The organism is Sphingopyxis sp. UBA6723 (assembly GCF_002454115.1).
Classification (GTDB): Bacteria; Pseudomonadota; Alphaproteobacteria; order Sphingomonadales; family Sphingomonadaceae; genus Sphingopyxis.
Window position 1 is genome coordinate 24,429 of the sequence record NZ_DKIH01000010.1, and the last position, 26,243, is coordinate 50,671.

Sequence of the window (26,243 nt, forward strand, 5' to 3'; positions counted from 1 at the left end):
TTAATGTACGAACCGCGCCACCACATCGCGGTAGCTGCGGCTGACCTTCACCTGCGCGCCCGATCCGAGCACCAGGAAACATTCGCCATTGGTGTGCGGCTTGACCTGCTTGACCTGTGACAGATTGACGATCGTCGAGCGGTGGACGCGCTGGAAATTGCGCGGGTCGAGCCGCTTTTCCAGATCCTTCATCGTCTCGCGCAGGATCAGGCTGTTGTCGGCGGTGTAGATGCACATATAATCGCCCGCGGCGTCGATGCGTTCGATGCTGTCGACGTCGACGCGAAAAATCTGGCCGCGGTCCTTGATATTGATCATCTTTTCATAGCGGTCGGCGGCGTGCGCATCGGGCTGTGTTTCAGCGTCATAATCGTCGACCGCGTCGGGAGCGACTTCGGCCAACACCGTTTTCAGTCGTTCGACCTCGGCCACGCCACGCTTTTCGGTGAGGCGCTGGCGCACCCGGTCGAGCGCATCGGCGAGCCGTTCGGGTTCGACCGGCTTGACCAGATAATCGACCGCCTGCGCTTCGAAGGCGCGGATCGCATGATCCGAGTAGGCGGTGACGAAAACGACGAGGGGCGGTTCGACCTCCATCAATCCCTGAATTACCGAAAAGCCATCGAAACCCGGCATCTGGATGTCGAGAAAAACGAGGTCGGGTTTGTGGGTCTTGATCTTGCGGATCGCCTCGCGGCCATTTTGCGCGGTGTCGACGATTTCGACATCGGTGTGCGGCTCCAGCCGCAGTTGCAGGCCTTGGGTGGCCAGTTTTTCATCATCCACCAGGATGGTTCTGATCGTCATGTCCGTTCGGTTCCAATCGTCATTTGCCCATCGGGCTGAAACGGAAACTCGATAACCACCGTGAATCCGCCGTCAGCGCCGCGTTGGGCATCGAACCGGTGCTGGTCGCCGAAAGCCTGCGCCAGACGGTCCCTGATATTGGCTAAACCCACGCCGGTCGATTCCGTTGCAAGACTGGTGGTGGGGTCGCCGCCATCGGCTGGCAATCCCGTGCCGGTGTCGGACACGATAATCCGAACATTTTGACCGGCCAGCTGTGCAGAAATCGTGATATCGGCGCCGTCCTCCTGTGGCGTCACCGCATATTTGATCGCGTTTTCGACCAGGGGTTGCAGGAGCAGCGAGGGCAATCGGGCGCGCGCGACCACCGGATCGATTGCGAAATGCGGGCGCAATCGCTCTTCAAAGCGCATCTTTTCAATGTCGAGATAGAGCTTCAGCGTCTCGATCTCCTGCGCCAGCGTGACCTGCGCCGTCGGTTCGTTGGCGAGGGTGTAGCGCAGGAACGCCGACAGCCGCGACAGCATCGCATTGGCGGGCTCGGTCTGTTTGAGCAGCACGAGCGTCGAAATGCTGTTCAGCGTGTTGAACAGGAAATGCGGGTTGAGCTGATAGCGCAGCATCGCAAGCTGCGCCGACGCCGCCTGAGCCTCCAGCCGGATGACGCGGTCATTCTGTTCCTCAAGCTGGAGAAAATAGTTGATCGCGAAATAGAGCGCCGACCACGCCGCGAGCGACGTCGCATCGATATAGACCGCGCCAAGGAGCAAGCTGGTGAACCCCGCCTCGCTGTTCGGATTCTGGATCTGCGCAACCCAGGCGTCGATAAATGCCCATAAGGCCGTGGCGATGCCCGACAGGCCAAAACTGACCCCCCACATCAGCAGCGGGCGGCGGCTGATCAGCGCGCGGTAACACACCGCGAGGATGAGCGAGAGCGAGAAGCCCGTGATCGCCGAAATCGTCTGCGGAATCAGGAAAGTTAGCGGCTGGCCATTGGCGAGCCCCGACACCCCGCGCAGGCCGAGCCAGGCGGCCCAGCCCAGAATCTGCAGATTCCAGAAGGCGCGGACCTTATTGTCGAAAAAAGGCCCCGGCGAAGACAGGCGAAACAGCGGCATGGGGGTCCGTAAGGTGGCGATGGTCAGCGGCTTCGCGCGCGAAGATGCGTCCCGGCGCGGCCAGTCATTCGGCAGCCACCGGCGCCAGTCCACCCTCGGCGCGCACCCGGGCCTGACCGAGGGGTTGAAGTTCGGCGCGATGCTTCCACAACAATTCCTTGTAACCGATCACCCGGCCATCATGCGCGGTCAGCGTCACCGGTCCGATCGGCTGTTCGTCGCGCGCATCGACAAGTACCGGGGTCGAGGGCACACCCGCGCCCCATTTTTCGCCCCATTGGCGCAGCGCGATCATCGCCGGCAGCAGTTCGATCCCTTTCTGGGTCAGCTGGTAACGCACCTTGCGGCGGTCTTCGGTCATCACTTCGCGCGCCATGATGCCATGATCGACCAGTCGCGACAGCCGGTTCGACAGGATATTGCGCGCGATGTTCAATTCCTGCTGAAATTCCTCGAAATGATGCACGCCGTTAAAGGCTGCGCGCAGGATCATGAACGACCAGCGTTCACCCATCGCTTCCAGCGCCAGCGGCAGGGCGCAATTGCCCCCGTCGATGTCGTTCAGCAGTTCGCGTAATTTTCCCATGACCCATGCCCTAACGTAAAATCGACCCCTGCGCCAAAAAAATATAGGGGCTTCGTTGCATTTCGCAACGCAATAGATTGGCCGACGCAAACGGTGGCAAGCCGCTGAACGGCGCGCGCAAACCCAGCCCGGTGTCGGCGCCGTCCCGCTTCGCTACCCGCAACAACCAATGCTGCCGATCACGGTTATCAAAGTTGCGAAGCCACGCGCAAACCGCGCAATCACATTTCGCATTGCAATTGCGCCGACATGAACGACATTGGACGCGATGCTAAGACAATATGAACTTGTCGAGCGCGTGCGCGCTTATGATCCCGACTGCGACGAGGCGCTGCTCAATCGCGCCTATGTGTTTACCGTCCAGAAACATGGCAGCCAGAAGCGCGCCTCGGGCGATCCCTATTTCAGCCACCCGGTCGAAGTGGCGGGGATTTTGACCGACCTACACCTTGATTGCGAAACGATCGTCACCGCGCTGCTCCACGATACGCTCGAAGACACGCTGGCTACCCCCGAAGAGGTAGAGCAGCTGTTCGGCGCCGACGTCGCGCGGCTGGTCGATGGGGTGACCAAACTCAGCAAGATCGAAGCGCAGACCGAAAATGAGCGCGCCGCCGAAAATCTGCGCAAATTCCTGCTCGCGATGTCCGACGACATTCGGGTGCTGCTGGTCAAGCTCGCCGATCGGCTGCACAATATGCGCACGCTGCATTTCATCCAGAATCCCGACAAACGGCGGCGCATCGCCAAGGAGACGATGGATATCTATGCCCCGCTCGCCGAGCGGATCGGCATGTATGAATATATGCGCGAGATGCAGCTTCTGGCGTTCAGCGAGCTTGAACCCGAGGCCTATGCCACGATCACCGGCCGCCTCGCGAAGCTGAGCGCGGGGGGCAAGGACAAGGTCGCCGCGATCAGCCGCGATTTCAAGGACCTGCTCGCCGGGGCGGGGATCGAGGCCGAAGTGTCGGGGCGCGAGAAGCACCCCTATTCGATCTGGCGCAAGATGCAGGAACGCCATGTCAGTTTCGAACAGGTCACCGACATCATCGCGTTTCGCATCGTCACACCGACCGACGCCGATTGCTACGCGGCGCTCGGGCTGATCCACCGCAAGTGGAAAATGGTCCCCGGCCGGTTCAAGGACTATATCTCGACCCCCAAGCGCAACGGCTATAAATCGCTGCACACGACGATCATGCACCAGCAGAATATGCGGATCGAAATCCAGATCCGCAGTCTGGACATGCACCAGCAGTCCGAGTTCGGTTTCGCCGCGCATTGGGCGTATAAACAGGGCGGCACCGCCCCCGACGGGCAGGCGGGGTGGATTCGCGACCTGATCGAAATTCTGGAGCAGACGCACGATCCCGAAGAGTTCCTCGAAAACACGCGCATCGCGATGTATCAGGACCGCATCTTCGCCTTCACCCCGAAGGGCAGCCTGCACCAGCTGCCCAAGGGCGCGACCCCGGTCGATTTTGCCTATGCCGTCCACACCGGGCTGGGCGACCGCACCGTCGGCGCGAAGGTCAACGGGCGGCTGGTGCCGCTCCGCACCCAGCTCAACAACGGCGACACCGTCGAAATCCTGTCGTCGGACAAACAGACCCCGCAGCCAGCCTGGCTGGGCTTTGCGGTCACCGGTAAGGCGCGCGCCGCGATCCGCCGCCATGTGCGGTCAAAGGAAAAGGTCGAACTCGCCGCACTCGGCCGCAAGATGTACGACGAAATCGTCGCGCGCCTGCCGAACAAGGTCGGCGACAAGGCGCGCGCCGCGGCGCTGACCCGGCTCAAGCTCGACAGCGACGCCGCGCTGTATGTGGCGATCGCCAAGCAGCGGCTGACCGACAATATGGTGCTCGAAGCCCTCGTCCCCGGCATCACCGCCGAGATGAAGGCCAAGCCCGGCAAGTTTGGACAGGGCGCCGCGGTGTCGATCGCCGGTCTGACCCCCGGCGTCGCGTACCAGCTCGCCGATTGCTGCCACCCCGTCCCCGGCGACCGCATCGTCGGGCTGGCGCGTCCGGGCGAAGGGATCGAGGTGCATGTCATCGACTGCCCGAGTCTCGCCGATGGGGTCGATGCCGACTGGATCGACTTGAGGTGGCAAGAGGACAGCGAGGGCGGCAACGCGCGGCTGTGCATCGTCATCCTCAACGAACCCGGCACGCTCGCCGAAATGTCGGGCATCCTCGCCGCTAATTCGGCGAACATCACCAATTTGCGGCTGTCGAACCGCGAGGGGGGTTTCCACACCTATGACGTCGTCGTCGAAGTGCGCGACGTCCATCATGTGATGCGCATATTATCGGCGCTACGCGCGTCGGACACGGTGGTGCAGGCCGAGCGGCTTTAGTCCAACCCAAAAATCCCGTTCGCATCGAGCGAAGTCAAGATGCCCATAAGGCGTGCGCGAGCGATGGGTGTCTCGACTTCGCTCGACACGAACGGGCTGGGTGGCCGCTAGTTCGCGGATAGCAACGGCGGCCGCCACGCGCCCTGATCCACCTCGTCACGCACCTTGTACACCAGCCCTTTGCTGTTCAGGAACAGCTTCTCCATTTCGGGCCGGGTGAACGGCCGCGAGCCCAGCCGCCCGAACACCGCCATCTGGCCGCCGGTCTCGTCGACCGCGCGATCACGGTCGAGCCCTTTCGACAGCGCGAGCGCGGGTGACGGCGTCTTGGCCCAGGCGATCAGTTCGGGGGTCGGTTTGGGCGAGAAGCCATAGAGGCCCGGATTGTCGGGGCTGGTCAGTTGGATCACCTTGATCCCGCCGCGCCCGTCGGCGACATAACCGAACAGCGACGCATTGGTCGAGGCGACGATGACATCCTCAGCATCGGTCATGGTGCCGCCAAAGGTCAGTCCCGGCCACACGATCGGCGCCGCGGGGCGCGTGACATCGACGATGACGAGGCCATCCTGCTTGGCCGCGACGTACATATAGGTCCGCGCGAGGTAGATTTTGCGGGCATTGGCGAGGCGAACGGTCCCTTCGGGCACCGCGACCGGCACCGCGAGACTAGTGACGTCGAACAGCTTCACCCCCTCGGCATCGGTGACCCACAGATAGCGGAACTGCACCGCGCTGGCGCGCGCATCAGTCAGCGGCAATTGCGCCGTGACCTTGGGTGCCAGCGGCGTCGAGAGGTCGAGGACGACCAGTCCGGCGTCGGTGGTGATGTAGGCGATACTGCCCGCGAGCGTGACGTGCCGCGCGCCCGCGAGCACATTGCCCTCGTTCCAGGTCAGCGCGCGTTTCAGCTTGTTGTTGCGGAATTCGCCGTCGGCGAGCGTATCGACATCGACGAGTACCAGCCCCTCGACGCTGTCGGTGATGACGGCGTAGCGATAGATGTCGTGCATCACCTGCTCGTGGTTTTCGGGGAAGTCGCGGACGATCGCTTCGTTGCGGCTGACGCTGATCGGCTGCGTCGTCGCCAGCGCCATGCAGGTCGCGTTCTTCGTTCTCACATGGGTGTCATGGCCGAGCCCCGAGAAGGGAGCGCGGATGATGCGTTCGGAGAAGCCCTTGTTGCCGATCGAGGCGACGTCATAGATGCGGAAACCACCGCGCCCCTCGGCGACAAACATATATTCGCCGCGCTGTTGCAGGCAGTTCACGCGCCCGCTGGTCCCCTGGACGATATTGGCGAACTCCTCGAGCGCCTGCGTCTCGCCCGACCCCTTTTTGTCGAAAATCTTGCCGCGCACCCAATTCTTGAGCTCGCGGCCGTTCTGGTCGACGTGCAGCCGCCAGTAATCGGGGTAGCCATATTTGTGCAGATAGCTGCCGATCACCGCCTGCGGTTCATCCCATTCGGTGACGCGCGTCGCCTGGAAACCATCCTCCATCCCCGACCAGACATTGAGGCCGACGAAGTTCACGAAGTTGGTACCGAGCAGCATCAGCTGCGACATGATCGCATTATTATCGTCGGTGGCGGACACGTGGCAGTCGCTGCACTGCTTGGTTTCCTGGCGGCGCACCGTGTGCGGGAAATGCGGCGCAAAGGCCTGGCTCGAATAGCCCGCCGACGAGATCGGCGGCTGCTGCACATAGATACGTTCGCGGTTGATATTGGTCGATGACAGGATCAACGCCGAGGTCGAGCGCACCGGCGTGATGATGCCGCGCACCTCGCCGTTCGGGCCGGGCTCGCCGGGCTTGGTCAGCTGGTGACGGCCAAGCTGGAACATCTCGTCGCGCGCGACCTGCGGGTTGTAGGTCGCGAAATTGCGCGTCTCCTCGCCCTCGAAATGGTGCATCTTGGTTTTCCAGTTCGCCTCGATCGGCAAATGGCAGCCGCCGCAGCTGGTGGTCCATGACAGGTGGCAGGTAAAGCAGGTCAGCTTGTCGTCGCCATGGGCGCGGTCTTCCTTCGCGATACCCGGCCCCCACTCGAACTTGCCGTCGTCGCTGCCCGCGCGCGCCATCAGCTTGGCGCGTGCCGCCTTGGCATTGAAATGCGGCCCCGGGGTTACCGCCTGCCTGACCAGACTGACCTGCCATTCGAGTTTCGGATCGACAATCGAACGCTGGATCAGGCCGATCACCTCGGCATCGTCATTATACTGGAATTCGAAACGGCGGCGTCCGTCGGGGTTGCGCAGCAGCGCGAGATTATTGCCCTTCGGGCGCGCCGCGACGTTCGAGGTGAGCAGGTTCGGGAACGCATCGGCGGTGCCGTGGCAATCCTTGCAGCTGATTTCGACCGCGTTGGCGACTTCGCCCTGGATATAGCCATTGCCGTGGCTGTCCTGCGCGAAATGGCAGTCGGCGCATTGCATGCCCTTTTCGGCGTGGATGTCCATCATATGGACCGACTTGCCGGGGTTGATGCCGGGCGGAACAAACTTGCCCTCGACCCCCGGTTTGCCGGGGTCGGCACTCGACAGGCAGAGGTCGCGTTCCTTGGGATCGGTGTAATGGCTACAGCTTTTGCGCCATTTTTCCGGATCCTTGGGATCGATGATGTTCGCGGCATCGGTGCCATAGGTCGACATATTGCCTTCGGCGTTCAGCAGATTGCCATTGCGATCGCGTTTGAAGATGCCGCGGAAATTCCAGCCATGGCCGTGATAGTCGGCGAACTGCGTGTCCTTGTTGCTGTCGTTGACGTCATAGACGTCGCGCAGGAATTCGACATCGGCCCACAGCCCGCGCGTTGCCGCGGCCTCGGGATTGCGTTCGAGCACCTTGTGGGCCTCGGCGGCAGTCGGATAGCGCTGCTGCTTGTATTTCTTCTGATAGTCCTCGTCGCTCATCCCTGGCGGACGCGGCGCCGTGTTGTCGGGGCCCGGCCACATTTGCGGCGCGTCGGATTCATAATCCCACATCGTGTAGCCGAGGTACGAGTTCAGGAAGATGTTCGGCTGGTGCATGTGGCACGTCATGCACTGCGAGGTCGGGATCGCGCGGGTGAAGGCGTGGCTGATCGGATGCCCTGATTCGCGGCGCGGGCGCGGTTCGCGCTGCGGGGCTCCGGCGGTGGCGGCGGCAGGGTCGATCAAGCCGCCATGTCCGGTCCCGCCGACAAAGCCGTCGTCGGGCGCCATATGCGATGCGTCCGAATGACCGCCGCCCGCGGGTTTCTTGCTCCCGTCGTAACCGCCGCCGGTCCATAATTTTTCGCGGATCGTCGGGTCGACGGTGTCGGTTTCGCCGTCGCGGCCATATTTGGCATAGGTCAGACTGTGGCGCGGTTCGCGGTCGTTGGCATAGACGACGTGGCAGCCCGAGCAGCCCGAATGGCGATAGTCGCCCGGCTGGTCGTTCGTCCCCATAAACCACATCAGCGGATCATTGAGGCGCGTCTTGTGAATGTTGAGCACCGGGATCGCGACGCGCAGCCCGGTGCCGGGGCCGCGGTTCGATTGCTTCAGGTCGGGACGCCCGGGTTCTTCCAGTCGCTGGATGCTGCCACTCGGATTGGGCAGGCCGATTTCGGGGAATTGCGTGATGATATTGCGCCCGCCGCGCTCGAAGACGCGGAACACGTCGCCGGGCGGGATCACGCTCCAGCGGGGCAGCGGATACATCTTCGCCAGCGCACCGCGCTTTTTTTCCTCGTCGGTCAGGATCTTGTCGAAGCCGAAGCTCGGCTTGCACGCCTCGGCATATTCTTCCTTCGTCAGCCGCGACGAGGGCGAAAGAATGCAGGCAGGTTCGCCGGTGCGCGTGTAGGCCTCTCCAAACACGTAATTTTTATACGGCACGATGCCATTGTTATAGGCGGCTCCGCCCCACAGCATCGCCGAGGTCGACATCAGCGAGCGTTCGGTCGCCTCGATCACCTCAAGGTGGCACGCACCGCACGCCTCGCGCGCGACGCGGTAATCGCTGGGGTTCACGAAGCGGATGAATTCGGGCGATTCCTTGTTGAGCAAGGTGTAGCTGCGCTGCGGGTTCGCCGAGCTGTCGTGCCAGGCGCCGGGCAAGGTCGGTTGCGGGTGCGCAAGCGCCATCACCGCCTTGTTGGTGGGATGTTTATAGCCGAGCGAGGGGGTGCCGATCTGGCTCGCGTCGCCGCCGTGGCAGTCGGTGCAGCCCAATCGCACCGCCGGGGTCGCGTGCATCGACGGCTGGTCGGTGCGCGTGTGGCAGCTATAGCAACCCTCCGACTTTGCGCTGACATTGGCCTCGGTCTGCTCACGCGGCGCGGGCGGCGTGAAGCGATAGGTGATCTTGAGCGGCTTCTCTTCCTCGGCGGCGCGCCCGACGCTGGCGCCAAAGGCGGCGCACATCGTGACGAAGGCGAGCAGGGCGAAGAGTTTGCGCATCATCATCAAAAACTCAAAATCACATTGGCGAGGATCGACACATAGGCGTCGTTCTGCTGCTTGTTGTCGAACAGATCCTTGAACCCCTTGCCGGGCAGCAGCACCGCACCGCTGAGCCGCCCGACGATGTTCTGCGTCGCCTTGGGCCGCCAGATCGTCGCCACCGACAGGTCGAAGCCGATATCCTTGGGGATCGAGCCTTCGGTGCGTAGTGCCTGCAACGACGAGGTATTCTCGAACCATAGGTGGTTGGCGTTGACACTGACGCGAAATTCGGGGGTCAGGTCGAAATCGGCGCCGACCCCGACAAACACCGTGCCGGGATTGTTGAAGTTCGACTGCCCCTCTTCCTTCGACGAGCGCAGCGAATTCAATATGCCATTGCGGCCGTTGATCGAAATGACGCGCCCGCCGCCCGCGAAGGGGATCGTCTGGCGGATCCAGTAGCTGGTGTCGGCGCCGCCAAAGATCGGATTCTCGAAAATCGCGTCGAAGCCGCCTTCGGTGTCATTATACGGGTCGCCGTCGCCGGTGGCGTAAAGGCCCGAGAGGCGAAAGCGCAGCCAGTCCACGTCGTAGCTGAATTCGACCGCGCCGAATCCCGCGCGGATCTGCGCCGGTTTGCTGGTGAAAAAGCTGTTCCGGTCTTCGCCGAGTGCGGCGTAAAAGCTGGCGGTCAGGTTGATCCGCCCGATCCGCCCGTCGGCGCTATACCCAAGATAGACGACATCATATTCGCGCCCGCGCAGGTCGCCAAGCAGCGCCGGGCGCACCGGGAAACCGTTATGGTCGATCTGCACGTCGTTCTTTTCGCGGTTCATATTATAGGTCACGCTGACTTGGCTGGTCAGCCCGACGACCGGAAAATCCTGGCGATAAAGATTGGCGGTCAGCACAAAATCGTCGCGCGGGGTCTGGGTGATGTCGTTGAGCCCCGAATTGGTATCCTTTTCCAGTCGCCAGAAGGCCGCGAAATTATACTGGAAACGGTTGTTGTCGCGATTGCCGAAGAAACGCAGCCCAAGCTGGCTGTCGTTGAACAGGAAGCCGCGAAAATCGCTCTGGAAAGGCTGGATGCCCAGCCGCACCGAATAGAAGTCATAACGGTCCGACGTGTTGCCGAGATGCTTGTCGACGAACAATTCCTGCACCCCCAGGAACGAGTCGTAGCGATGGCTCGCCTTCGACGGCCGCACGTCGAGCACGCGCCGTTCGGGGACGTCGACATAATTGGCCTGATAGGCGAGGGTGACGCGATATTCGATGTCGGGCGGCTTGAACGCGGTCGACCCCTTGATCAGCGCCGCGCCGACGATGAAGGTCTGGGCAAAGACAAAGCTGCGGTCCTTGCCGAACACGTCGAGACTGCCCGGGCGTTCGGTTGTCTGGACCCCGACCGGGATCGGAAAAGTGCGCGGTTCGAACACCGTGTCGGACACCGCATTGGCAACGATGAACCAGTCGTCGCCCTTGATCGGCAGCCACGGCACCTTGCTGCGGTCGATCGCGCGGTCACCCTTGTAGGTGTTCTGGTGATAAGGATCGAACCAGCGTTCCTTGACCACCCCCAGGCTTTCGATCAGGCGCCAGCGGTCGGGAACCGGCAACTGGTCCTCCATCCCCGGAAACGCCTGCGGCGGCGGCGGCCGTAGCGCGCCGACATTGTCCTGCGTCAACGCATCGGGCAGGTCGGGGCGATAGCCAGGGCGGCGACGCCCCTCGATGATCTGGGTGACCAGATCGTCCTTGATCATGTCCTGCCAGTCGACAGGCGGCGGCGGCGGGATCAGTTCATCGGCGGGCTGTTCGGCGGTCGCGGCATTCCCGGCGATGGGCGGTTCGTCCGCCGCGGGCGATGGCGGCGTGACCTCGCCCGTTGGCGTGCCTTGCGCCACGAGCGTCGCGATGATCGGTAGCAGGCTACTTCCGAGGGCGCTCATGAGCCTCGCCTCCGCCAGCCGCCGCGCCCCTGCGAAGGCAGGGGCCTATCATCGGCGCTGTCGAATCTCAGCCGCCGTTCGTTTGACATCGAAACGGTGGGAGATGGACCCCTGCCTTCGCAGGGGCGCTGCGACAATAAAGGCGGGAGCCGCGTCATCGCCTACAGCCCGTCGCAGACATTTTGGGTGGCGGAGTCGAGGAACGGCGCGAACGGGCAGCTGATGTAGCGCAGCCGCACCCCGGCGCCGACGTTGACGACGACATTGTCCGAACGGATCGCTTTGGGCGCGTTGCCGATACCGCCGACGCGCGCGCCGCCATTATGCGCGCCAAGGAAGCTGATCATGTCGTCCTGATCGATGCCATCGCCCGACACGCCGATCGCGCCGACCAGCTGGTTGCCGCGATAGATGGGGACTGAACCGGGGAAAATCTGGATGCCGTTCTGCAGCCGGTTTTGTCCCGCCGCGACGTCGGGCAGGGTGGTACAGCGCGCGGGGGTGTCGCTGGCACTGGCGCCCGAAACGAACCCCAGATGGGCGCCGAGATTGCCGATGATCAGCGCCGACTGCAGCCCGGTCGAGAAAGGGTTGAACTGTGCGATCGGGCGCGACAACGGCCCGTTCGGGCGCCCGACCTCGCCATCGGGGAAATAGGGCCGCGCCAAATTGCCGATCGCGCGGTCGGCATAAGCGACCGTGCCGGTCAGCGCCGCCGGGTCGTTCAGGAAGCTGCGCGTCGCGGGAACGAACTGCCGGATGTCGGCGCTGGCGTTGGCGCTGAGCTCGGTCGCGGCCAACGCGCTCGAGAAGAACGCGGCGGTGCGCGCTTTTTGCAGGCTGACGTCGGTGCCAAAAATCGGCGCGTCAGGCGAGCGGACAATTCCCAGCACCGACCCATGCGTGTCGACGATGCTGATCGTCACCTGCGCGCGGCTGTCGAGCGGACGGCGGATCTGGGCGCGGGCGCGGCTCATCACCGCAAAGGCTTCTTCGAGCACCGCGCGCGCCTCGACCTGCGTCAGCGGCGCGCTGTTGGTCGCGCCGTCGGTCCCGGCGCGCAGCGGATAGCGGTTGGTACCGCTGCCGTTGGTCAGTACAAAGGCGTCGCGGTTCGAAAACTCGGCCGCCGTTGCGGCTCGGATGCCCGACGCTTCGCTGCCATAAGCGATGCCGGCGGTGACCGCGGCATTGGCATAGCCGATCACCGCGACCAGATTGCCCGCGCTGCCGTTGAGGCTGGCAAAGCTCGCCCCGCCACTGGTTTGCACCCCGGCAAAGGTCGCGTCGGAAAAGCGCAGGCTGGTCCCATCGACGGTGATCTTGTCGGCGGTGATGGTGGAGGGTGCCTCGAACCCGCGCGTCCCCGCCAGCGCGATGAATTCCTCGGGGTCGTTGTCGATGTCGAGGATGTTGGGGTCGCTGCCGTAGACGCCGTCGCCCATCACCCCGATGCCGCCGACCAATACGCCATTTTTGTAAAGCGGCAGCCCGCCTGGATCGGCGGCGAGGCCGAGCGGCGAGCGTTTGGGGCCGATCAGCGCCGCGCCCCCCGCCGCGCCAAAACGCGCCGACAGATCGCTGCACGGCAGCTGGCTGAACTGCACCCCGAACAGCGGGCCGCTCTCCAGCCCGACGGTGGTCGGCGCGGGCGGGAAATGTTCCTGGACGATCTGGCTGGCGGTGCGGGTCGAAAAGGCGTTGCCGCCGCTCGACAGGTAAGCGCCGGTCAACGCCTTGGCGATCGCGCCGCCCTCGGCGGGGAAGGTCACATTCTGCGCGTCGATGTTCACGCCGTTCGGCGCTGCCGACGTCGTCGCGGTCGCGCGCGCGCCGGTCATCCGGAACACGCCAAGCACATTGCCGACGCGGTCGGTCACCGCGATCACCGAGGGCAGGCCACGCGCCTGCGCTTCGGCGATCGCCTGCGCCAGCACACGCTCGACGTCGGTCGTCGTCAGCGCCTCGGCAGCGGGCGGGGTGTAGAGGCCGCCCGTCGGGGTCGGCGTCGGTGCGGGCGCCGGGCTGGGGGTCGGCGTACTGCCGCCGCCCCCGCCACCCCCGCAAGACGAGAGCAGTAGCGCCCCCATTGCGGCAAAGGCCGCCGAGCGGAAGAGATGGCGGTTGCCCCGCATGATCTTACCGCAGCGCCCGGATCGCGCGCACGGCGCTGCCGAAGGATGCCTGGAATTCGGCGGGCTTGTAAGCGTTGGGATCCTTTACCGCGGCATAGGCGCGGTCGATATCGCCGCGGATTCCCGCCGCGGCGCCGACCGTCACGCGCCCCGACGACACCATCGCGTTGAGCAGCGTATCGACCCCCATCACCGCCTGCTGCGATCCCGAATAGTCGGTGAAGCGGTCGCCGATCGCTTTGGCCGAGATCGCATCAACCATGGCGAAGGCGTCGGTGCCCGAAAAGCTGCGCGCGGCGAACGCGCTCTTGAGCGCCGCCACCGTCTGCGCCAGCTGCGCCGCGGCGGCGACCGCGCTGGGGCGATCGGTGGCCATCGCCTTGTGGAACGCCGCGGTGCGCGCCGCGAGCTGGTCGGCGAGCGCGGGGGCGGCCAACCGCGCGGCAGCGGCGAGCATGATCAGATTTTCGTCGTTGTACGGCGGCATCCCCTCGGGAATCTGGCGCCCCGGATTGTCGACGCCGGTCCGCACCGGCTTCGCCTGATCGAAAATGCGGCGGTGACAGCTGTGGCAGTCGAGGAAATAGAATTCGGGGAACATCCCCTCGGTCCCGCGGCGCGACTGGAACAATGTCAGGCTGCGTTCGATCGCGGTCGCCTGTCCCACCGCCCACATCTGGACATGGTCGGTGCGCCCGGTCGCAGAACCGAACTTGCGCCAGCCATAATCGGCATCCTCCTGATGATGCGCCTGCAGGGTCGAGAAGAGGTCGAGCTCGAAGGCGATGCGCGGATGCCCCGCCGCCATGATGCGGTGGGTGACAAACTGGCCGTCGGCCGCCGATCCGAAGTGGCAGTCGACGCACACCCCGGCGCGCACCACCGGATCCTCCAGCTTTTTCAGCCCCGCCGCCAGATTGGCGAGATGTTTCTGGCGCATTTCGGCATCGGGGTTGGCGCTGGTGCCGACCCCGGCATAATGGCTGGCCAGCCAGCCGCCCGCGGGGCCGTGGCAGGATTCGCAGCCGACCCCGTCCTCGGTCGGCACGCTGCCGCGCATCGCGCCCTTGGCGGCAACCGCGCCCGCGGTCGCGTGACAGCCGATGCACATCTGCGCCGTTGCCGGATCGCCGATCCCCAAATTGCGCGCGATGAACTGGCTGCGGCTGTTGCTGAGCACTGCCCACGCGCGGCTGTGCGCGCCGCCGGGAGTCGAGGGCTCCTGCCATTTCATCAGCTCGTCCTGGCGCACGACGGTCCCGTCGCCTTCCATCCGGCCGTGGCAGGTCGATCCGGCGCAGGAAGCGACGCCAGTATAGCGCGCGGCGGGCTCGCCCTGCGAACGGGCGGGGGACGCGAAGACAAACGCCGCGATCGCAAGCGCGCACAGCAAGGCAGCAAGCGCAGCTAACGCCGCCCAAGGCCGATCGCCGCGCTCCTTCCCAGCGTGCGTCGTCATTCGCGCATACCCCTTTTTCCCCCGGCCCGGCGCTTTTGCGCCTTAGGGCCGCAATTACACTACCCCGAAAGCCAGCATCGCGTCAGCGACTTTCTTGAAGCCGCCGATGTTCGCGCCCTTCACATAGTCGATATAGCCGCCGCCCTGATCGCCATAGGTGATGCAGCTTTTGTGGATGCCGTCCATGATGTCTTTCAGCATCTGCTGCAGCTCGGGCTCGCTCCAGCTGCGGCGCCCGCTGTTCTGGCTCATTTCCAGCCCCGACACCGCGACGCCGCCGGCATTGGCGGCCTTGCCCGGCGCGAACATGATCTTCGCATCCTTGAACACATGCACGCCCTCCAGGTTGGTCGGCATGTTGGCGCCTTCGCTGACCGCGATACAGCCGTTCTTGACCAGTTCGCGCGCATCGTCGCCGAGCAGCTCGTTCTGCGTCGCGCACGGCAGCGCGACATCGCATTTGACCCCCCAAGGCGTCTTGCCCGCGGTAAAGCTCGCGCCCTTGAACTCGTCGCAATATTCCTCGATCCGGCCGCGGCGGTGGGTCTTGTGCGTCTTTACCCAGTCGATCTTTTCCTGGGTGATGCCGTCGGGATCGTGGATGAAACCGCCCGAATCGGACAAGGTCAGCACCTTGCCGCCCAGCTGGACGATCTTTTCGGCCGCGTGCGTCGCGACATTGCCCGAACCCGAGATGACCGCGGTCTTGCCGGTGAGGTCCTGCCCCTTGGCAGCGAGCATATTGGCGAGGAAATAGACCGCGCCATAGCCCGTCGCCTCGGTGCGGATCAGCGAGCCGCCCCATTCGAGCCCCTTGCCGGTCAGCACCCCGGTGAACTCGTTCGTGATCCGCTTATACTGGCCGAACATGAAACCGATTTCGCGGCCGCCGACCCCGATGTCGCCCGCGGGGACGTCGATGTCGGCGCCGATGTGGCGATACAGCTCGGTCATGAAGCTTTGGCAAAAGCGCATGATCTCGCGCACGCTCTTGCCCTTGGGGTTGAAGTTCGATCCGCCCTTGCCGCCGCCCATCGGCAGCCCGGTCAGGGCATTTTTAAACGTCTGTTCGAACGCCAGGAATTTGAGCACCGATTCGGTGACCGACGGGTGGAAACGAATGCCGCCCTTATACGGGCCGATGGCATTATTGTTCTGGACACGCCAGCCGCGCTGGACGCGGATATTGCCCTTGTCGTCCTCCCAGCAGACGCGGAAAGACACCACCCGGTCGGGCTCGGCGATGCGCCGCAAGATCTGCTGCGCGTGATATTCTTCCTTGTCGGCGATGAAATCGAAGATGTCCTCCGACACCTCCTGCACCGCTTGGACGAACTCGGGTTGCCCCGGGTTCCGCTTCTTTACGCCTTCCATGAACGTCGAAAAATCGACGTGATCCGAAACTGCCATGCACCCCTCCCCTAGTATGACTGGGAAAGCCGGTGCGACCCCGACGATTTTAATCGTTGACCGACCTTATGTGCCAAAGGCTACACCATCGCCACGCAAAGGCAATATGACTGCGCGCACAGGCCGCGTTTTTTCACCGGCCGCACAAAGGGGCAAAAATGAGCGAGACCAAGAGCATGATCGGCGGCATGTCCGGCACCAACCGCGCGATCCTGATCGCTGCCTTTGTCCTGCTCGCGGCGGCAATCGGCTATGCCATCTGGCGCGATTCGGCGCCTGCGGGGGCCGATCCAGCAGTACCGAATGCCGCCGCGCCGTCCGACCAGCTCGCGGCGCTGGAGGCTCGAACCAAGAGCGAACCGAACAGCGCCGAGGCGTGGACCGCGCTCGGCGCGGCGCGATTCGACCTGAGCGATTTTGCGGGGGCCGCGGCGGCTTATGAAAAAGCGACCGCGCTGTCGCCCGAGTCGGCGGGTCTGTGGTCAGCGTTGGGCGAAGCGCGAGTGATGGGCAGCGACAGCGACCCGATGCCCGCGACGGCACTCGCCGCGTTCGACAAGGCGATCGCGCTCGACGCGAAAGATCCGCGCGCGCGGTATTTCCTGGCGGTCAAGAAAGACATTGGCGGCGACCATCGGGGCGCGATCGACGACTGGTTCGCGCTGCTCGCCGACACACCGCAGGGCGCGCCGTGGGAGGCGGATTTGCGCCGCACGATCGAACAGGTCGGCGCGATCCACAAGATCGACGTCGCGAGCCGCCTTGCGAGCACGCAAGCGCGCCCGCTGACCGCCGACGAAATGCCCGTTGCGGCGCGCGGCATTCCGGGGCCGAGCCGTGCGGATATGGAGGCGGCGTCACAGCTGCCCAAGGGGCAGCAGGATCAGATGATCCAGGGCATGGTCGACGGGCTGGAGGCGAAGCTGAAGGCCAATCCCGCCGACGTCGACCGCTGGATCATGCTGATGCGCAGCCGGATGACGCTGGGCGAAAGTGCGAAAGCCGCGCAGGCGCTGAAGGACGGGATTGCCGCGAACCCCGCGGCGGCGGGGCGGCTGAAGGCGCAAGCGCAGTTGCTGGGCGTCCCGGGGGCATAACTTTTTGGTTCACGCGGAGGCGCGGAGGCGCGGAGAATCTTTCGGCCCCGTTCGTGCTGAGCTTGTCGAAGCACCGTTCTTTACGTCGGCGGCCGCAAGAACGAACAACCGTTCGACAAGCTCAGGGCAAACGGTGCGTATAGATTCTCCGCGCCTCCGCGTCTCCGCGTGAACCCTGTTAACCCGCCATCAGCGCCGCATTGCCCCCCGCCGCAGTGATGTCGGTGCTGATCGTCTTTTCCTCAGCAAAACGGTGCAGATAATGCGGGCCGCCCGCCTTCGGACCGATCCCGGACAGACCGCGACCGCCGAACGGCTGCGAGCCGACAATCGCGCCGATCTGGTTGCGATTGACGTACACATTGCCGACCTGCGCGCGCGCCGCGACATGCGCCGCGACCCCGTCGATCCTCGTGTGAACACCTAATGTCAGCCCGTATCCCGAGGCATTGATCGCATCGATCAGCGCGTCGAGCTCGCCGCCCTTCCACGTCGCGACGTGCAGCACCGGGCCGAAAATCTCGCGCTTCAGGTCGGTGACATGGTCGAGGCGGATGACGACGGGCGGTACGAAATGACCGCCCGCGGGCAGGTTCGTCCGCGCCGCTTCGGCGAGCACCCGCCCCGCGGCGCGCGCTTCGGCGACATAGGCGGCGATGTTCGCCTGCGCTTCATCATCGATGATCGGGCCGACGTCGGTGGCCAATATGGACGGATCGCCGATGTTGAGTTCGGCCATCGCGCCCGCGACCATCTCGATCATCGTATCGGCGACATCTTCCTGGACACACAGCAGCCGCAGCGCCGAACAGCGTTGCCCCGCCGACTGGAAGGCGCTGGCGACGGCATCGCGCGCGACCTGTTCGGGCAAGGCGGTCGAATCGACGATCATCGCATTGGCGCCGCCGGTCTCCGCAATCAATGTCGCGATCGGGCCGTCGCGCATCGCCAGTCCGCGGTTGATCGCGCGCGCGACCTCGGTCGATCCGGTGAAGGCGACGCCGATGATGTCGGGGTTGCCGGTGAGCGCCGCGCCGACCGTTTCGCCGCGACCGGGGAGGTAATGCAGCACATCGCCGGGAACGCCCGCTTCGAGCAGCAACTCAACCGCGGCGTGCGCGATCAGCGGCGTCTGTTCGGCGGGTTTGGCCAGCACGCTATTCCCCGCGGCGAGCGCCGCCGCGACCTGCCCAAGGAAGATCGCGAGCGGGAAGTTCCAAGGGCTGATGCACACGAACACGCCCTTGCCTTCGAGCATCAGCTCGTTGCGCTCGCCAGTCGGACCTGGGAGCGCGACGGGATAGGTGAATTCGGCGCGCGCTTGCGCCGCATAATAGCGCAGGAAATCAACCGCCTCGCGCACCTCGGCGATCGCATCGACCAAAGTCTTGCCCGCCTCGTCGATCGCAAGGCCAAGGAACAATGCGTCATGTTCTTCGAGCATGTCGGCGGCGCGTTCGAGCCGTTCGGCGCGGAAGGCGCCGCCTGCGAGGCTCCAATTGTCCTGTGCGGCGCGCGCCGCGGCAACCGCATCGGCGACCGCAGCGCTGTCGGCCTCGATGACCTGCCCGGCGATTGCGCCTGTCGCAGGATTGCGCACCGGATCGGCCGAACCCGTTCGCGCCACACCGCCGACGATCGGCGCCGCAACCCGATCGCTGCGCCGCGCTGCGCCGATTGCGGCGACCAGCGCTTCGGGCACCCCGGGTTCGCCGAGGTCGTAGCCGCGCGAGTTCCGGCGCGCCGGATCGAACAAGCCGATGCCGGTCGCAATCTTTGACGACGCAGCACTCGCAACGCTGCGCGGATCGACCGCCAGCTGTTCGGCGCTGACATCGGGGTCCGAGAATTGATGCACGAAGCTGGAGTTCGCGCCATTTTCGAGCAGGCGGCGGACGAGGTAGGCGAGCAGGTCGCGGTGGGTGCCGACGGGGGCATAGACGCGCACCGGCCGCGGCGGCGGGAACAGCGCGACGAGCGCATCATGCGCGCCCTCGCCCATCCCGTGCAACCGCTGCAGCTCGTAATCGGCGCCCGCGAACAGTTCGGCGACAAACGCCAGCGTCATCGCATTGTGGCTGGCGAACGCGGGATAGATGCAATCCTGCGCGTCGCGAAGCAGCTGGGCGCAGCGCATATAATTAAGGTCGGTATGCAGTTTGGCGGTGAACACCGGAAAATCGCTCAGGCCCAACGTCTGGGCGCGCTTGATCTCGGTATCCCAATAGGCGCCCTTGACCAACCGCATCGACAGCTTGACCCCGCGCGCCCGGGCACAGTCGGCGAGCCATTCGATCACCGCCGGGGCGCGTTTCTGATACGCCTGGATCACGATGCCGAGGCCAGTCCAACCGTCGGCGATCCCGGCATCGACCAGCGCCGCAAACACATCCATATGCGGTTCCAGCCGGTCGCTTTCCTCGGCATCGATCATCAGCGGGATGTTCACCGCGCGCGCCGCCTTGGCGAGTTCGATCACCCGCGGCACCAGTTCGCCGATCACGCGCGACCGCTGGAGATATTCGTAGCGCGGGTGGAGCGCCGACAGCTTGATCGAAATGCCATGATTGGCATGCGGATCGCCGGGCTTCGCATCGCGGCCGATGCGGGTAATCGCGTCGGCATAACTGTCGTAATAGCGCGCCGCATCTTCGGCGGTGCGCGCCGCTTCGCCCAGCATGTCGAAGCTCGCGAGTTCGGACTTCTCCTTATCGGCGCGCTTGACCGCGGCGTCGATCGTCTCGCCCATCACGAACTGCTGGCCGAGCAGCTTCATCGCCGCCAGCGCCGCCTGGCGGATCACCGGCTCGCCCGAGCGGCGGACCATCGATTTGAGCAGGGTCAGCGGGTTCGCCTTGCTGCCCATCGCGTCGAGCATCAAGGTCGCTGACCCCAGCGACAGGCCGCGCGCCGACAGTGCAACGATCAGCGGGCTGTCCTCGTCGTCGCCTTCCTTCCACTGGCGCCCGGCGATCTTGTCGCGGATCAGCGCATTGGCGGTTGCGCTGTCGGGAACGCGCAGCAACGCTTCGGCGAGGCACATCAGCACGACGCCTTCCTCGGTCGACAGCCGATACCGGTTCATCAACTGCGCGACGAGCGTCTCGCGGTCGCCCTCTGCCTTGGCCCTGCGGATCAGGTCGAGCCCGCGCCGGGTGACCGCCTCGACGCTGGCCGGAGACGCGGCAAGCGCGGCGTGGAGGTCGGCGACGATGTCGGCTTCGCTGCGGCGGGCGAGGGCGCGGAGTGCGGCGCGATCATTGGTCTGGGTCATCCGCGCAACATATCGCAGCATAGCACGGCAATCTGACCGATTATGCGTCGTTGCATTTATCTTTTGACCTATTATCGGATCAGTTTTAGGCGATTATGATGAATGAAACGCCCCTTGCAGTCGATCTGGATGACTTCGACCGCAAAATCCTGTCGATTCTGCGCCGCGACGGCCGCATCACCTTCACCGATCTCGCGCAGCAGGTCGGCCTGTCGAAAACGCCGTGCCAGCAGCGCGTCCGCCGCCTCGTCGATAAGGGCGTAATCACCGGATTTGCCGCAATCGTCGATCCCGCCAAGGTCGGGCTCGACCATGTCGCCTTTGCCGAGGTGAAATTGTCCGACACGCGCGAGGCGGCGCTCAAGCAATTCAACGCCGCGGTGCGCGCAATTCCCGAGGTCGAGGAATGCCACATGATCGCGAGCAGCTTCGACTATCTGCTCAAGGTCCGCACCGTCGACATCCGCCGCTATCGCATCGTGCTGGGCGAAAAAATCTCCAGCCTGCCGCATGTCGCCAGCACCTCGACCTTCGTCGCGATGGAAACGATCAGCGAAGCCAAGCGCTGACACCCATATTGACCACCGTCCACAGCTGTGCCAATCGCGCAGCCCCGGGCGGGTGTAGCTCAATGGCAGAGCAGAAGCTTCCCAAGCTTACGACGAGGGTTCGATTCCCTTCACCCGCTCCAAACAACCCTGCGGTCAGACAGCAAAACGATAACGGTGGAGGCTGCGTCCTTCGCGGCGCAGCCAGCTGCGCGCCGCGGCGACGTCGCCGTCGTGCAGGTCGTCGACCAATGCATGAAACGCGGGGCCATGGTCCATATGTTCCAGATGCGCGACCTCATGCGCCACCGTCGCGCGGCGGACATGGTCAGGCGCCATGACAAGCCGCCAGCTGTAGCGCAGGTCGCCATCGTGGGTGCAACTGCCCCAGCGGCTGCGCGGATCGCCGACGCCGACACGGCCGACCGCCAATCCAGCGCGTGCCGCAATCTCGCGGCTCTCGCGGTCGAGCAGCACCAGCGCCTGTCCTTTCAGCCAGCGCTCGACCCGGCGCCCGACCGTCTCGGCCGGGCCACCGACGCGTAGCGCGTCCGGCTCGAGTTCGATCGCGCGCGGTGCGGTGGGGGACCAGTCGATGCGGCGATCGATGCCCAGGAACGGCACCGACGCGTCCGGCCCGACGATCACCGGCAGCGCCGCCTTGCCGACCTGTTCGGCCAGCCACGCCTGCTGCTCGCTCGCCCATTTCAGCGCCGCGCGGATATTCGTCCGCCGCGGTACGGTCAGCCGCAGCTCGCCGCGCGCCGCGTCGAAAACCATCCGGTAGCGCCGCGACTGCGCGTGCTGGACCACGCGCACCGGCCAGGCGTCGTCGCCCACCTGAATGTGCGGCGCCTCGGCGCGCGAGTTAAACCACGCGTTCGACAAGGTGATTTTCCAGCGGCCCCGCGACATCCTCGCTGACCGTCCAGCCGACGATCGATTGACCGGCGCGGTGGACCGCATTGCGATCGCCGCACACCAGATAATGCCATGCGGGCAGGGGTTCCCCCTCGGCGCGCAGACGATAGGCACAGCTTTGCGGCAGCCATTCGATATCGGCGACCTTCGCCTTGGTCAGCGTCAGGCAATCGGGAACGTGGCGGCGGCGATGCTTGTAATCGCCGCAGCGTGCAGTGGTGAGGTCGAGCAGGCGGCATGCGACATTGGTGGGATAGATCCGCCCCGTATCCTCATCCTCGATCTTGTGCAGGCAGCATTTGCCGCACCCGTCGCACAAGGCTTCCCACTGCCCGGCGTCGAGGCTGGCGAGCGGCGCCTCCCAGAACGGGCGAGGCGCCGCGCCTCCGGTCACTGGACCCATTTTGCCAGATCGGCGGCGACCGCCGCGGGTGCCCCTTCATCGGCGTCGGTCGACGGGTCGTCGAGCGGCAGCAGTGCCAGCGGCTTGCCTGCCGGGTCCATCAGGAACGCGAGCTGGCTGTGCGCCATCAGATAGCGGTCGGGCGCTGAGCCATCGACCTTGTGATAGGTGACGACATAGGCCTTGGCGGCCGCGGCGATCTGTTCGGGGGTGCCGGTCAGCCCGAGCAGGCGCGGATGATAGCGGGCAACAAAGGGCTTCAGCGCTGCGGGCGTATCGCGCGCCGGATCGACGGTGATGAACAAGGGCGCGATTTTGGCGCCGCGCGCCGGATCAGCCTTTTCGAACTGCGCCAGCCCGCGCATCAGTTTTTGCAGGTCGACCGGGCAAATGTCGGGGCAGAAGCTGTAGCCGAAATAGACGAGGCGATATTTCCCGGCAAAATCTGTGTCGCGAACGGTTTTGCCATTCTGGTCGGTCAGTGTGAACGGCCCGCCGATCCGCGCGCCTTCGAGCGGCGGCGTCGCGGGCGGGGCGTCGGCGGGGGCGCCACATCCCGCCAGCATCGCACCGAACGCGACGATCAGGCTTGCACGGACAAGCGTTTGTCCCATATTCGCGATATTCATCATGGGGCCAGCCTTGGTCGGCTAGCCCGCGAAAATCAACCATTCTCGTCGCGATGTCGCGACGGTGCTTGCCAGGGGTCACCCAGATCATGTTCCGACGCGCGGAATTCCGCCTCGCCGCCTTACTGTTGGCCCTCGTCGCGACGTCCGCCCTGCTCGCCGGCCCGGTTCAGGCGCAGTTTCGTGGCGGCTATGCCTTTTTGCAGGCGGTCGAAAGCCGCGACGGCACCAAGGCGACCGAGGCGTTGCAGGACGATGCGACGCTGATCAACAGTCGGCACCCCGAATCGGGCGAAACCGCGCTCGCCATCGTTGCCAAGCGCCGCGACGCGACCTGGCTGCGCTTTCTGCTCGCGAAGGATGCCGATCCGGCGATCGCTGACCGCCAGGGCATGACTCCGCTGATGCATGCTGCGCTGCTCAACTTCACCGATGGCGCAGAGGAATTGCTCAATGCCAAGGCGCCGGTCGATCAGACCAACCGCCGCGGCGAGACCGCGCTGATCCTGGCGGTGCAGACCAAGAATGCCGCGATGGTGCGCCTGCTGGTGCGACGCGGCGCCAATCCCGACAAGGCCGACCATGCCACGGGCATGAGCGCGCGCGATTATGCCAAGCGCGATGACCGCACCGGGCAACTGGTGACCATCCTCGACGCGAAAGTCGATGGACCGCGGCGCGATCTGGGACCGAGCATCGGACCCAATTGAAGCTTGCAATGTGATGTCTTGGTTGACATTCACATCACAGTGTGAGACATGGGCTTCATGTCCACACAGCTCATTGATCGCATCCGCGCCATTGTCGATGACGGCAACATGTCGCGCTCTGGCCTGGCGCGCGCCGCGGGCCTCCACGCCAACAGCCTGCGCGACCTCGACTCGCCCGGCTGGAACCCGACCGCCGACACGCTGCGCAAGCTGGAAAACTGGCTGGCGCACGGCAGCGACCTGTCGCCGATGGCGACCCCCGAAGAGATTATCGCCGAGGCGCGTAACGGCCGCATGTTCATTCTGGTCGATGACGAGGACCGCGAGAATGAGGGCGATCTGGTCATCCCGGCGCAGATGGCGACCCCCGATGCGATCAATTTCATGGCGACCCACGGTCGCGGACTGATCTGCCTGACCCTGACCAAAGCGCGCGTCGATCAGCTCGGGCTTGAACTGATGAGCCGCGCCAACGGCACCCGCCACGAAACCGCCTTCACCACCTCGATCGAGGCGCGTGAAGGCGTGACGACGGGCATTTCGGCCGCCGATCGTGCGCGCACCGTGTCGGTCGCGATCGACGGTGCCAAGGGCCGCGATGACATCGTCACCCCTGGCCATGTCTTCCCGCTGATCGCGCGCGACGGCGGCGTGCTGGTCCGCGCCGGACATACCGAGGCATCGGTCGACATTGCGCGCCTCGCCGGGCTCAACCCGTCGGGGGTGATCTGCGAAATCATGAACGACGACGGGTCGATGGCGCGGCTCGACGACCTGATTCCCTTTGCGCGGCGCCACGGGCTCAAGATCGGCACGATCGCCGACCTGATCGCCTATCGCCACCGCAACGACCGGCTGGTCGAATGCGTCGCCGACGATCCGTTCGAATCGGACTATGGCGGCGACTGGCGGCTCAAATCCTATCGCAACAAGATCGACGGCAGCGTCAATCTGGTGCTGCAAAAGGGCGCGATCGATCCCGCCGCGGTGACGCTGGTCCGGATGCACCCGGTGTCGCTGTTCGACGACCTGATGGGTCGTCCGGGGCCGAAGAAGCGCCGCCTGCAACGCTCGATGGAAGCGATTGGCGAGGCCGGATCGGGGGTCATCGTCATGCTGATGCGCCCGCTGCCCGGATCGGCGGCAGCCGAGGAAATTCCGCCGCCGTCGGGGGGCATGGACCTTCGCACCTATGGCATCGGCGCGCAGATCCTCGCCGATCTCGGCGTCCACGCGATGGAGCTGCTGACGCCTTCGCACAACAATCTGGTCGGGCTGGAGGGCTATGGCCTGTCGGTCGTCGGCGAACGTTCCATCCCCGGGGAGGCCGCATAATGGCGCATATACTGATCGTCGAAGCCCGTTTCTATTCAGAGCTCAACGACATGCTGCTCGACGGGGCGCGCAGTGCGCTTGAGGCCGACGGGCATAGCCATGAGACGGTGACCGTCCCCGGCGCGCTCGAAGTCCCGGCCGCAATCTCGCTCGCCGTCGATACCGGCCGCTTTGACGCTTATGTCGCGCTCGGCGTCGTCATTCGCGGCGAAACCTATCATTTCGAGGTGGTGTCGAACGAAAGCGCGCGCGGCATCATGGCGCTGACGCTCGATGGTCTTGCAATCGGCAATGGCATCCTGACGGTCGAGAATGACGAACAGGCGCTTGCGCGCGCCGACAAGACGCGCAAGGATAAGGGCGGCGAAGCGGCGAAGGCCGCGCTCGCCATGCTGGCTCTGAAGGAACAATTCGGCATTGGTTGATGGCGCACCTCCCAGCCGGTTTTCTGTCGTCGAGCGCGGCGGGCGGCTGGTGGTGATCGACCGCGAAACCGGCCAGACGCCGCTGACCGCTGCCGAGCGGATGGAAATTCATGACCGCAATCTGGGCATCGAACCGATCCGTCCCGAGCCGCGGACGAATGCGCCCGACCTTTCGGCAGCGGCGCGCGCCGAATCGGGACTGAGCGCGCGGCCCGCGCCAGTTCAAGCAGCAGGGCGTGCTCCCGACAGACCACGCGTCGTCGCCGCGGCAGCCGAGCAGGGCAAACGACCCTGGTCGCCAACCCCGGGCGACCGGTCGGCGCCGAAGGCCAATGCACCTGCCCGCATCCCGAACCGTCCCGCACCGCGAAGCGGCGACCGCAAGACGATCGTCACGGGCAAATGGTGGGATAGCAAAGGTCCGCGCACGATCGAGCTTGGTCCCAAGGGGCAGCAGGTGCTGAGCGGCGGTTTTGTGACATTGTTCGTCGTAGCGGTGATCGCCGCGATTGTCGCGCTCGTCATCGAACCGCTCCTGCTATTCGTCGGCGCCTTCCTGTTGTTCCGTTTCGGCAGCAACATCCTCGGCCCGCTGGGCGCCGGGATCGTCGACAAGGCGATAGCGGAGAAGGGTTAGCTTGATCCTCCCTG

General features: G+C 64.8%; 19 protein-coding genes and 1 tRNA gene. 8 read left to right on the plus strand and 12 right to left on the minus strand.

Annotated features, from left to right (window positions below; translation table 11 throughout):
• The 3 genes from B4F07_RS08630 to B4F07_RS08640 form a co-directional block, all read right to left on the minus strand.
• Nucleotides 1–807, minus strand: coding sequence for a LytR/AlgR family response regulator transcription factor (locus B4F07_RS08630; protein ID WP_088440075.1), 807 nt, complete (start codon nt 805–807; stop codon nt 1–3).
• Nucleotides 804–1,928: a sensor histidine kinase gene (locus B4F07_RS08635; RefSeq protein ID WP_293701544.1), complete on the minus strand. Its 1,125-nt coding sequence runs from the start codon at nt 1,926–1,928 to the stop codon at nt 804–806. Before B4F07_RS08635 ends, B4F07_RS08630 begins: the two co-directional genes overlap by 4 nt.
• Before the next feature lie 64 nt (nt 1,929–1,992).
• Entirely contained in the window at nt 1,993–2,514 is a 522-nt protein-coding gene (locus B4F07_RS08640) for a winged helix-turn-helix transcriptional regulator (RefSeq protein ID WP_293701542.1), read from the minus strand.
• 268 nt (nt 2,515–2,782) lie between these two features.
• On the opposite strand from B4F07_RS08640, the gene B4F07_RS08645 reads away from it, so the two are divergent.
• Nucleotides 2,783–4,876, plus strand: coding sequence for a RelA/SpoT family protein (locus B4F07_RS08645; RefSeq protein ID WP_293701539.1), 2,094 nt, complete (start codon nt 2,783–2,785; stop codon nt 4,874–4,876).
• Nucleotides 4,877–4,983: 107 nt separating this feature from the next.
• Here B4F07_RS08645 and B4F07_RS08650 read toward each other — a convergent pair whose 3' ends face one another.
• From B4F07_RS08650 to gdhA, 5 genes are all read right to left on the minus strand, one after another.
• A complete protein-coding gene (locus B4F07_RS08650; protein ID WP_414711716.1) occupies nt 4,984–9,306 on the minus strand; it encodes a hypothetical protein in 4,323 nt (1,440 codons plus the stop codon).
• Nucleotides 9,307–9,311: 5 nt separating this feature from the next.
• The gene (locus tag B4F07_RS08655) at nt 9,312–11,246 is read right to left on the minus strand and encodes a hypothetical protein (protein ID WP_293701537.1); all 1,935 of its coding nucleotides are present in this window, start codon (nt 11,244–11,246) and stop codon (nt 9,312–9,314) included.
• A gap of 161 nt (nt 11,247–11,407) precedes the next feature.
• A complete protein-coding gene (locus tag B4F07_RS08660) occupies nt 11,408–13,381 on the minus strand; it encodes a heme-binding protein (RefSeq protein ID WP_293701534.1) in 1,974 nt (657 codons plus the stop codon).
• 4 nt (nt 13,382–13,385) lie between these two features.
• On the minus strand, nt 13,386–14,840 hold the full coding sequence (locus B4F07_RS08665; protein WP_293701531.1) for a multiheme c-type cytochrome: 1,455 nt from the start codon (nt 14,838–14,840) through the stop codon (nt 13,386–13,388).
• 54 nt (nt 14,841–14,894) lie between these two features.
• The gene (gene gdhA, locus B4F07_RS08670; RefSeq protein ID WP_293701529.1) at nt 14,895–16,250 is read right to left on the minus strand and encodes an NADP-specific glutamate dehydrogenase; all 1,356 of its coding nucleotides are present in this window, start codon (nt 16,248–16,250) and stop codon (nt 14,895–14,897) included.
• A gap of 158 nt (nt 16,251–16,408) precedes the next feature.
• Between gdhA and B4F07_RS08675 the strand changes: the two genes are divergently transcribed.
• The gene (locus tag B4F07_RS08675) at nt 16,409–17,347 is read left to right on the plus strand and encodes a tetratricopeptide repeat protein (RefSeq protein ID WP_293701527.1); all 939 of its coding nucleotides are present in this window, start codon (nt 16,409–16,411) and stop codon (nt 17,345–17,347) included.
• Nucleotides 17,348–17,525: 178 nt separating this feature from the next.
• On the opposite strand, the gene putA is transcribed toward B4F07_RS08675, so the two are convergent.
• Nucleotides 17,526–20,621 carry a bifunctional proline dehydrogenase/L-glutamate gamma-semialdehyde dehydrogenase PutA gene (gene putA, locus B4F07_RS08680; RefSeq protein ID WP_293704725.1) on the minus strand — a complete coding sequence of 1,032 codons (3,096 nt, stop codon included), beginning with the start codon at nt 20,619–20,621 and terminating at the stop codon, nt 17,526–17,528.
• 98 nt (nt 20,622–20,719) lie between these two features.
• Between putA and B4F07_RS08685 the strand changes: the two genes are divergently transcribed.
• Both B4F07_RS08685 and B4F07_RS08690 read left to right on the plus strand, forming a co-directional pair.
• Nucleotides 20,720–21,190 carry an Lrp/AsnC family transcriptional regulator gene (locus B4F07_RS08685; protein ID WP_293701828.1) on the plus strand — a complete coding sequence of 157 codons (471 nt, stop codon included), beginning with the start codon at nt 20,720–20,722 and terminating at the stop codon, nt 21,188–21,190.
• A 48-nt stretch (nt 21,191–21,238) separates the two neighbouring features.
• Nucleotides 21,239–21,312: transfer RNA gene (locus B4F07_RS08690), tRNA-Gly, on the plus strand.
• A gap of 13 nt (nt 21,313–21,325) precedes the next feature.
• Here the strand turns inward: B4F07_RS08690 and B4F07_RS08695 are convergent.
• From B4F07_RS08695 to B4F07_RS08705, 3 genes are read right to left on the minus strand one after another with little or no spacing between them, the layout of a single operon-like run.
• A complete protein-coding gene (locus B4F07_RS08695; RefSeq protein ID WP_293701522.1) occupies nt 21,326–22,084 on the minus strand; it encodes a M48 family metallopeptidase in 759 nt (252 codons plus the stop codon).
• Nucleotides 22,038–22,484 (minus strand): YcgN family cysteine cluster protein, encoded by a 447-nt coding sequence (locus B4F07_RS08700; RefSeq protein ID WP_293704727.1) that lies wholly within the window; start codon nt 22,482–22,484, stop codon nt 22,038–22,040. Before B4F07_RS08700 ends, B4F07_RS08695 begins: the two co-directional genes overlap by 47 nt.
• Nucleotides 22,481–23,125 (minus strand): SCO family protein, encoded by a 645-nt coding sequence (locus tag B4F07_RS08705; RefSeq protein ID WP_293701516.1) that lies wholly within the window; start codon nt 23,123–23,125, stop codon nt 22,481–22,483. The genes B4F07_RS08700 and B4F07_RS08705 overlap by 4 nt, the downstream gene beginning before the upstream one ends.
• 86 nt (nt 23,126–23,211) lie before the next feature.
• On the opposite strand from B4F07_RS08705, the gene B4F07_RS08710 reads away from it, so the two are divergent.
• Genes B4F07_RS08710 through B4F07_RS08725 form a run of 4 tightly spaced genes read left to right on the plus strand, consistent with a single transcriptional unit; the run spans nt 23,212 to nt 26,229 of the window.
• Nucleotides 23,212–23,832: an ankyrin repeat domain-containing protein gene (locus tag B4F07_RS08710; protein ID WP_293701513.1), complete on the plus strand. Its 621-nt coding sequence runs from the start codon at nt 23,212–23,214 to the stop codon at nt 23,830–23,832.
• 57 nt (nt 23,833–23,889) lie between these two features.
• Complete coding sequence (ribB, locus tag B4F07_RS08715) at nt 23,890–25,167, plus strand: 3,4-dihydroxy-2-butanone-4-phosphate synthase (RefSeq protein ID WP_293701512.1); 1,278 nt, start codon at nt 23,890–23,892, stop codon at nt 25,165–25,167.
• A complete protein-coding gene (ribH, locus tag B4F07_RS08720; RefSeq protein ID WP_293701509.1) occupies nt 25,167–25,592 on the plus strand; it encodes a 6,7-dimethyl-8-ribityllumazine synthase in 426 nt (141 codons plus the stop codon). The genes ribB and ribH overlap by 1 nt, the downstream gene beginning before the upstream one ends.
• Nucleotides 25,585–26,229: a hypothetical protein gene (locus tag B4F07_RS08725; RefSeq protein WP_293701506.1), complete on the plus strand. Its 645-nt coding sequence runs from the start codon at nt 25,585–25,587 to the stop codon at nt 26,227–26,229. The genes ribH and B4F07_RS08725 overlap by 8 nt, the downstream gene beginning before the upstream one ends.
• Nucleotides 26,230–26,243: the final 14 nt, after the last annotated feature.

Excerpts from the sequence above, each read along its gene's own strand:
- B4F07_RS08665 (WP_293701531.1), bottom strand. The coding sequence starts at position 14,840 with ATGACGACGCACGCTGGGAAGGAGCGCGGCGATCGGCCTTGGGCGGCG.
- ribB (WP_293701512.1), top strand. The coding sequence starts at position 23,890 with ATGTCCACACAGCTCATTGATCGCATCCGCGCCATTGTCGATGACGGC.
- putA (WP_293704725.1), bottom strand. The coding sequence starts at position 20,621 with ATGACCCAGACCAATGATCGCGCCGCACTCCGCGCCCTCGCCCGCCGC.
- B4F07_RS08710 (WP_293701513.1), top strand. The coding sequence starts at position 23,212 with ATGTTCCGACGCGCGGAATTCCGCCTCGCCGCCTTACTGTTGGCCCTC.
- B4F07_RS08630 (WP_088440075.1), bottom strand. The coding sequence starts at position 807 with ATGACGATCAGAACCATCCTGGTGGATGATGAAAAACTGGCCACCCAA.
- B4F07_RS08675 (WP_293701527.1), top strand. The coding sequence starts at position 16,409 with ATGAGCGAGACCAAGAGCATGATCGGCGGCATGTCCGGCACCAACCGC.
- B4F07_RS08685 (WP_293701828.1), top strand. The coding sequence starts at position 20,720 with ATGAATGAAACGCCCCTTGCAGTCGATCTGGATGACTTCGACCGCAAA.
- B4F07_RS08660 (WP_293701534.1), bottom strand. The coding sequence starts at position 13,381 with ATGCGGGGCAACCGCCATCTCTTCCGCTCGGCGGCCTTTGCCGCAATG.
- ribH (WP_293701509.1), top strand. The coding sequence starts at position 25,167 with ATGGCGCATATACTGATCGTCGAAGCCCGTTTCTATTCAGAGCTCAAC.
- B4F07_RS08635 (WP_293701544.1), bottom strand. The coding sequence starts at position 1,928 with ATGCCGCTGTTTCGCCTGTCTTCGCCGGGGCCTTTTTTCGACAATAAG.
- B4F07_RS08650 (WP_414711716.1), bottom strand. The coding sequence starts at position 9,306 with ATGCGCAAACTCTTCGCCCTGCTCGCCTTCGTCACGATGTGCGCCGCC.
- B4F07_RS08705 (WP_293701516.1), bottom strand. The coding sequence starts at position 23,125 with ATGATGAATATCGCGAATATGGGACAAACGCTTGTCCGTGCAAGCCTG.
- B4F07_RS08695 (WP_293701522.1), bottom strand. The coding sequence starts at position 22,084 with ATGTCGCGGGGCCGCTGGAAAATCACCTTGTCGAACGCGTGGTTTAAC.
- gdhA (WP_293701529.1), bottom strand. The coding sequence starts at position 16,250 with ATGGCAGTTTCGGATCACGTCGATTTTTCGACGTTCATGGAAGGCGTA.
- B4F07_RS08645 (WP_293701539.1), top strand. The coding sequence starts at position 2,783 with ATGCTAAGACAATATGAACTTGTCGAGCGCGTGCGCGCTTATGATCCC.
- B4F07_RS08640 (WP_293701542.1), bottom strand. The coding sequence starts at position 2,514 with ATGGGAAAATTACGCGAACTGCTGAACGACATCGACGGGGGCAATTGC.
- B4F07_RS08655 (WP_293701537.1), bottom strand. The coding sequence starts at position 11,246 with ATGAGCGCCCTCGGAAGTAGCCTGCTACCGATCATCGCGACGCTCGTG.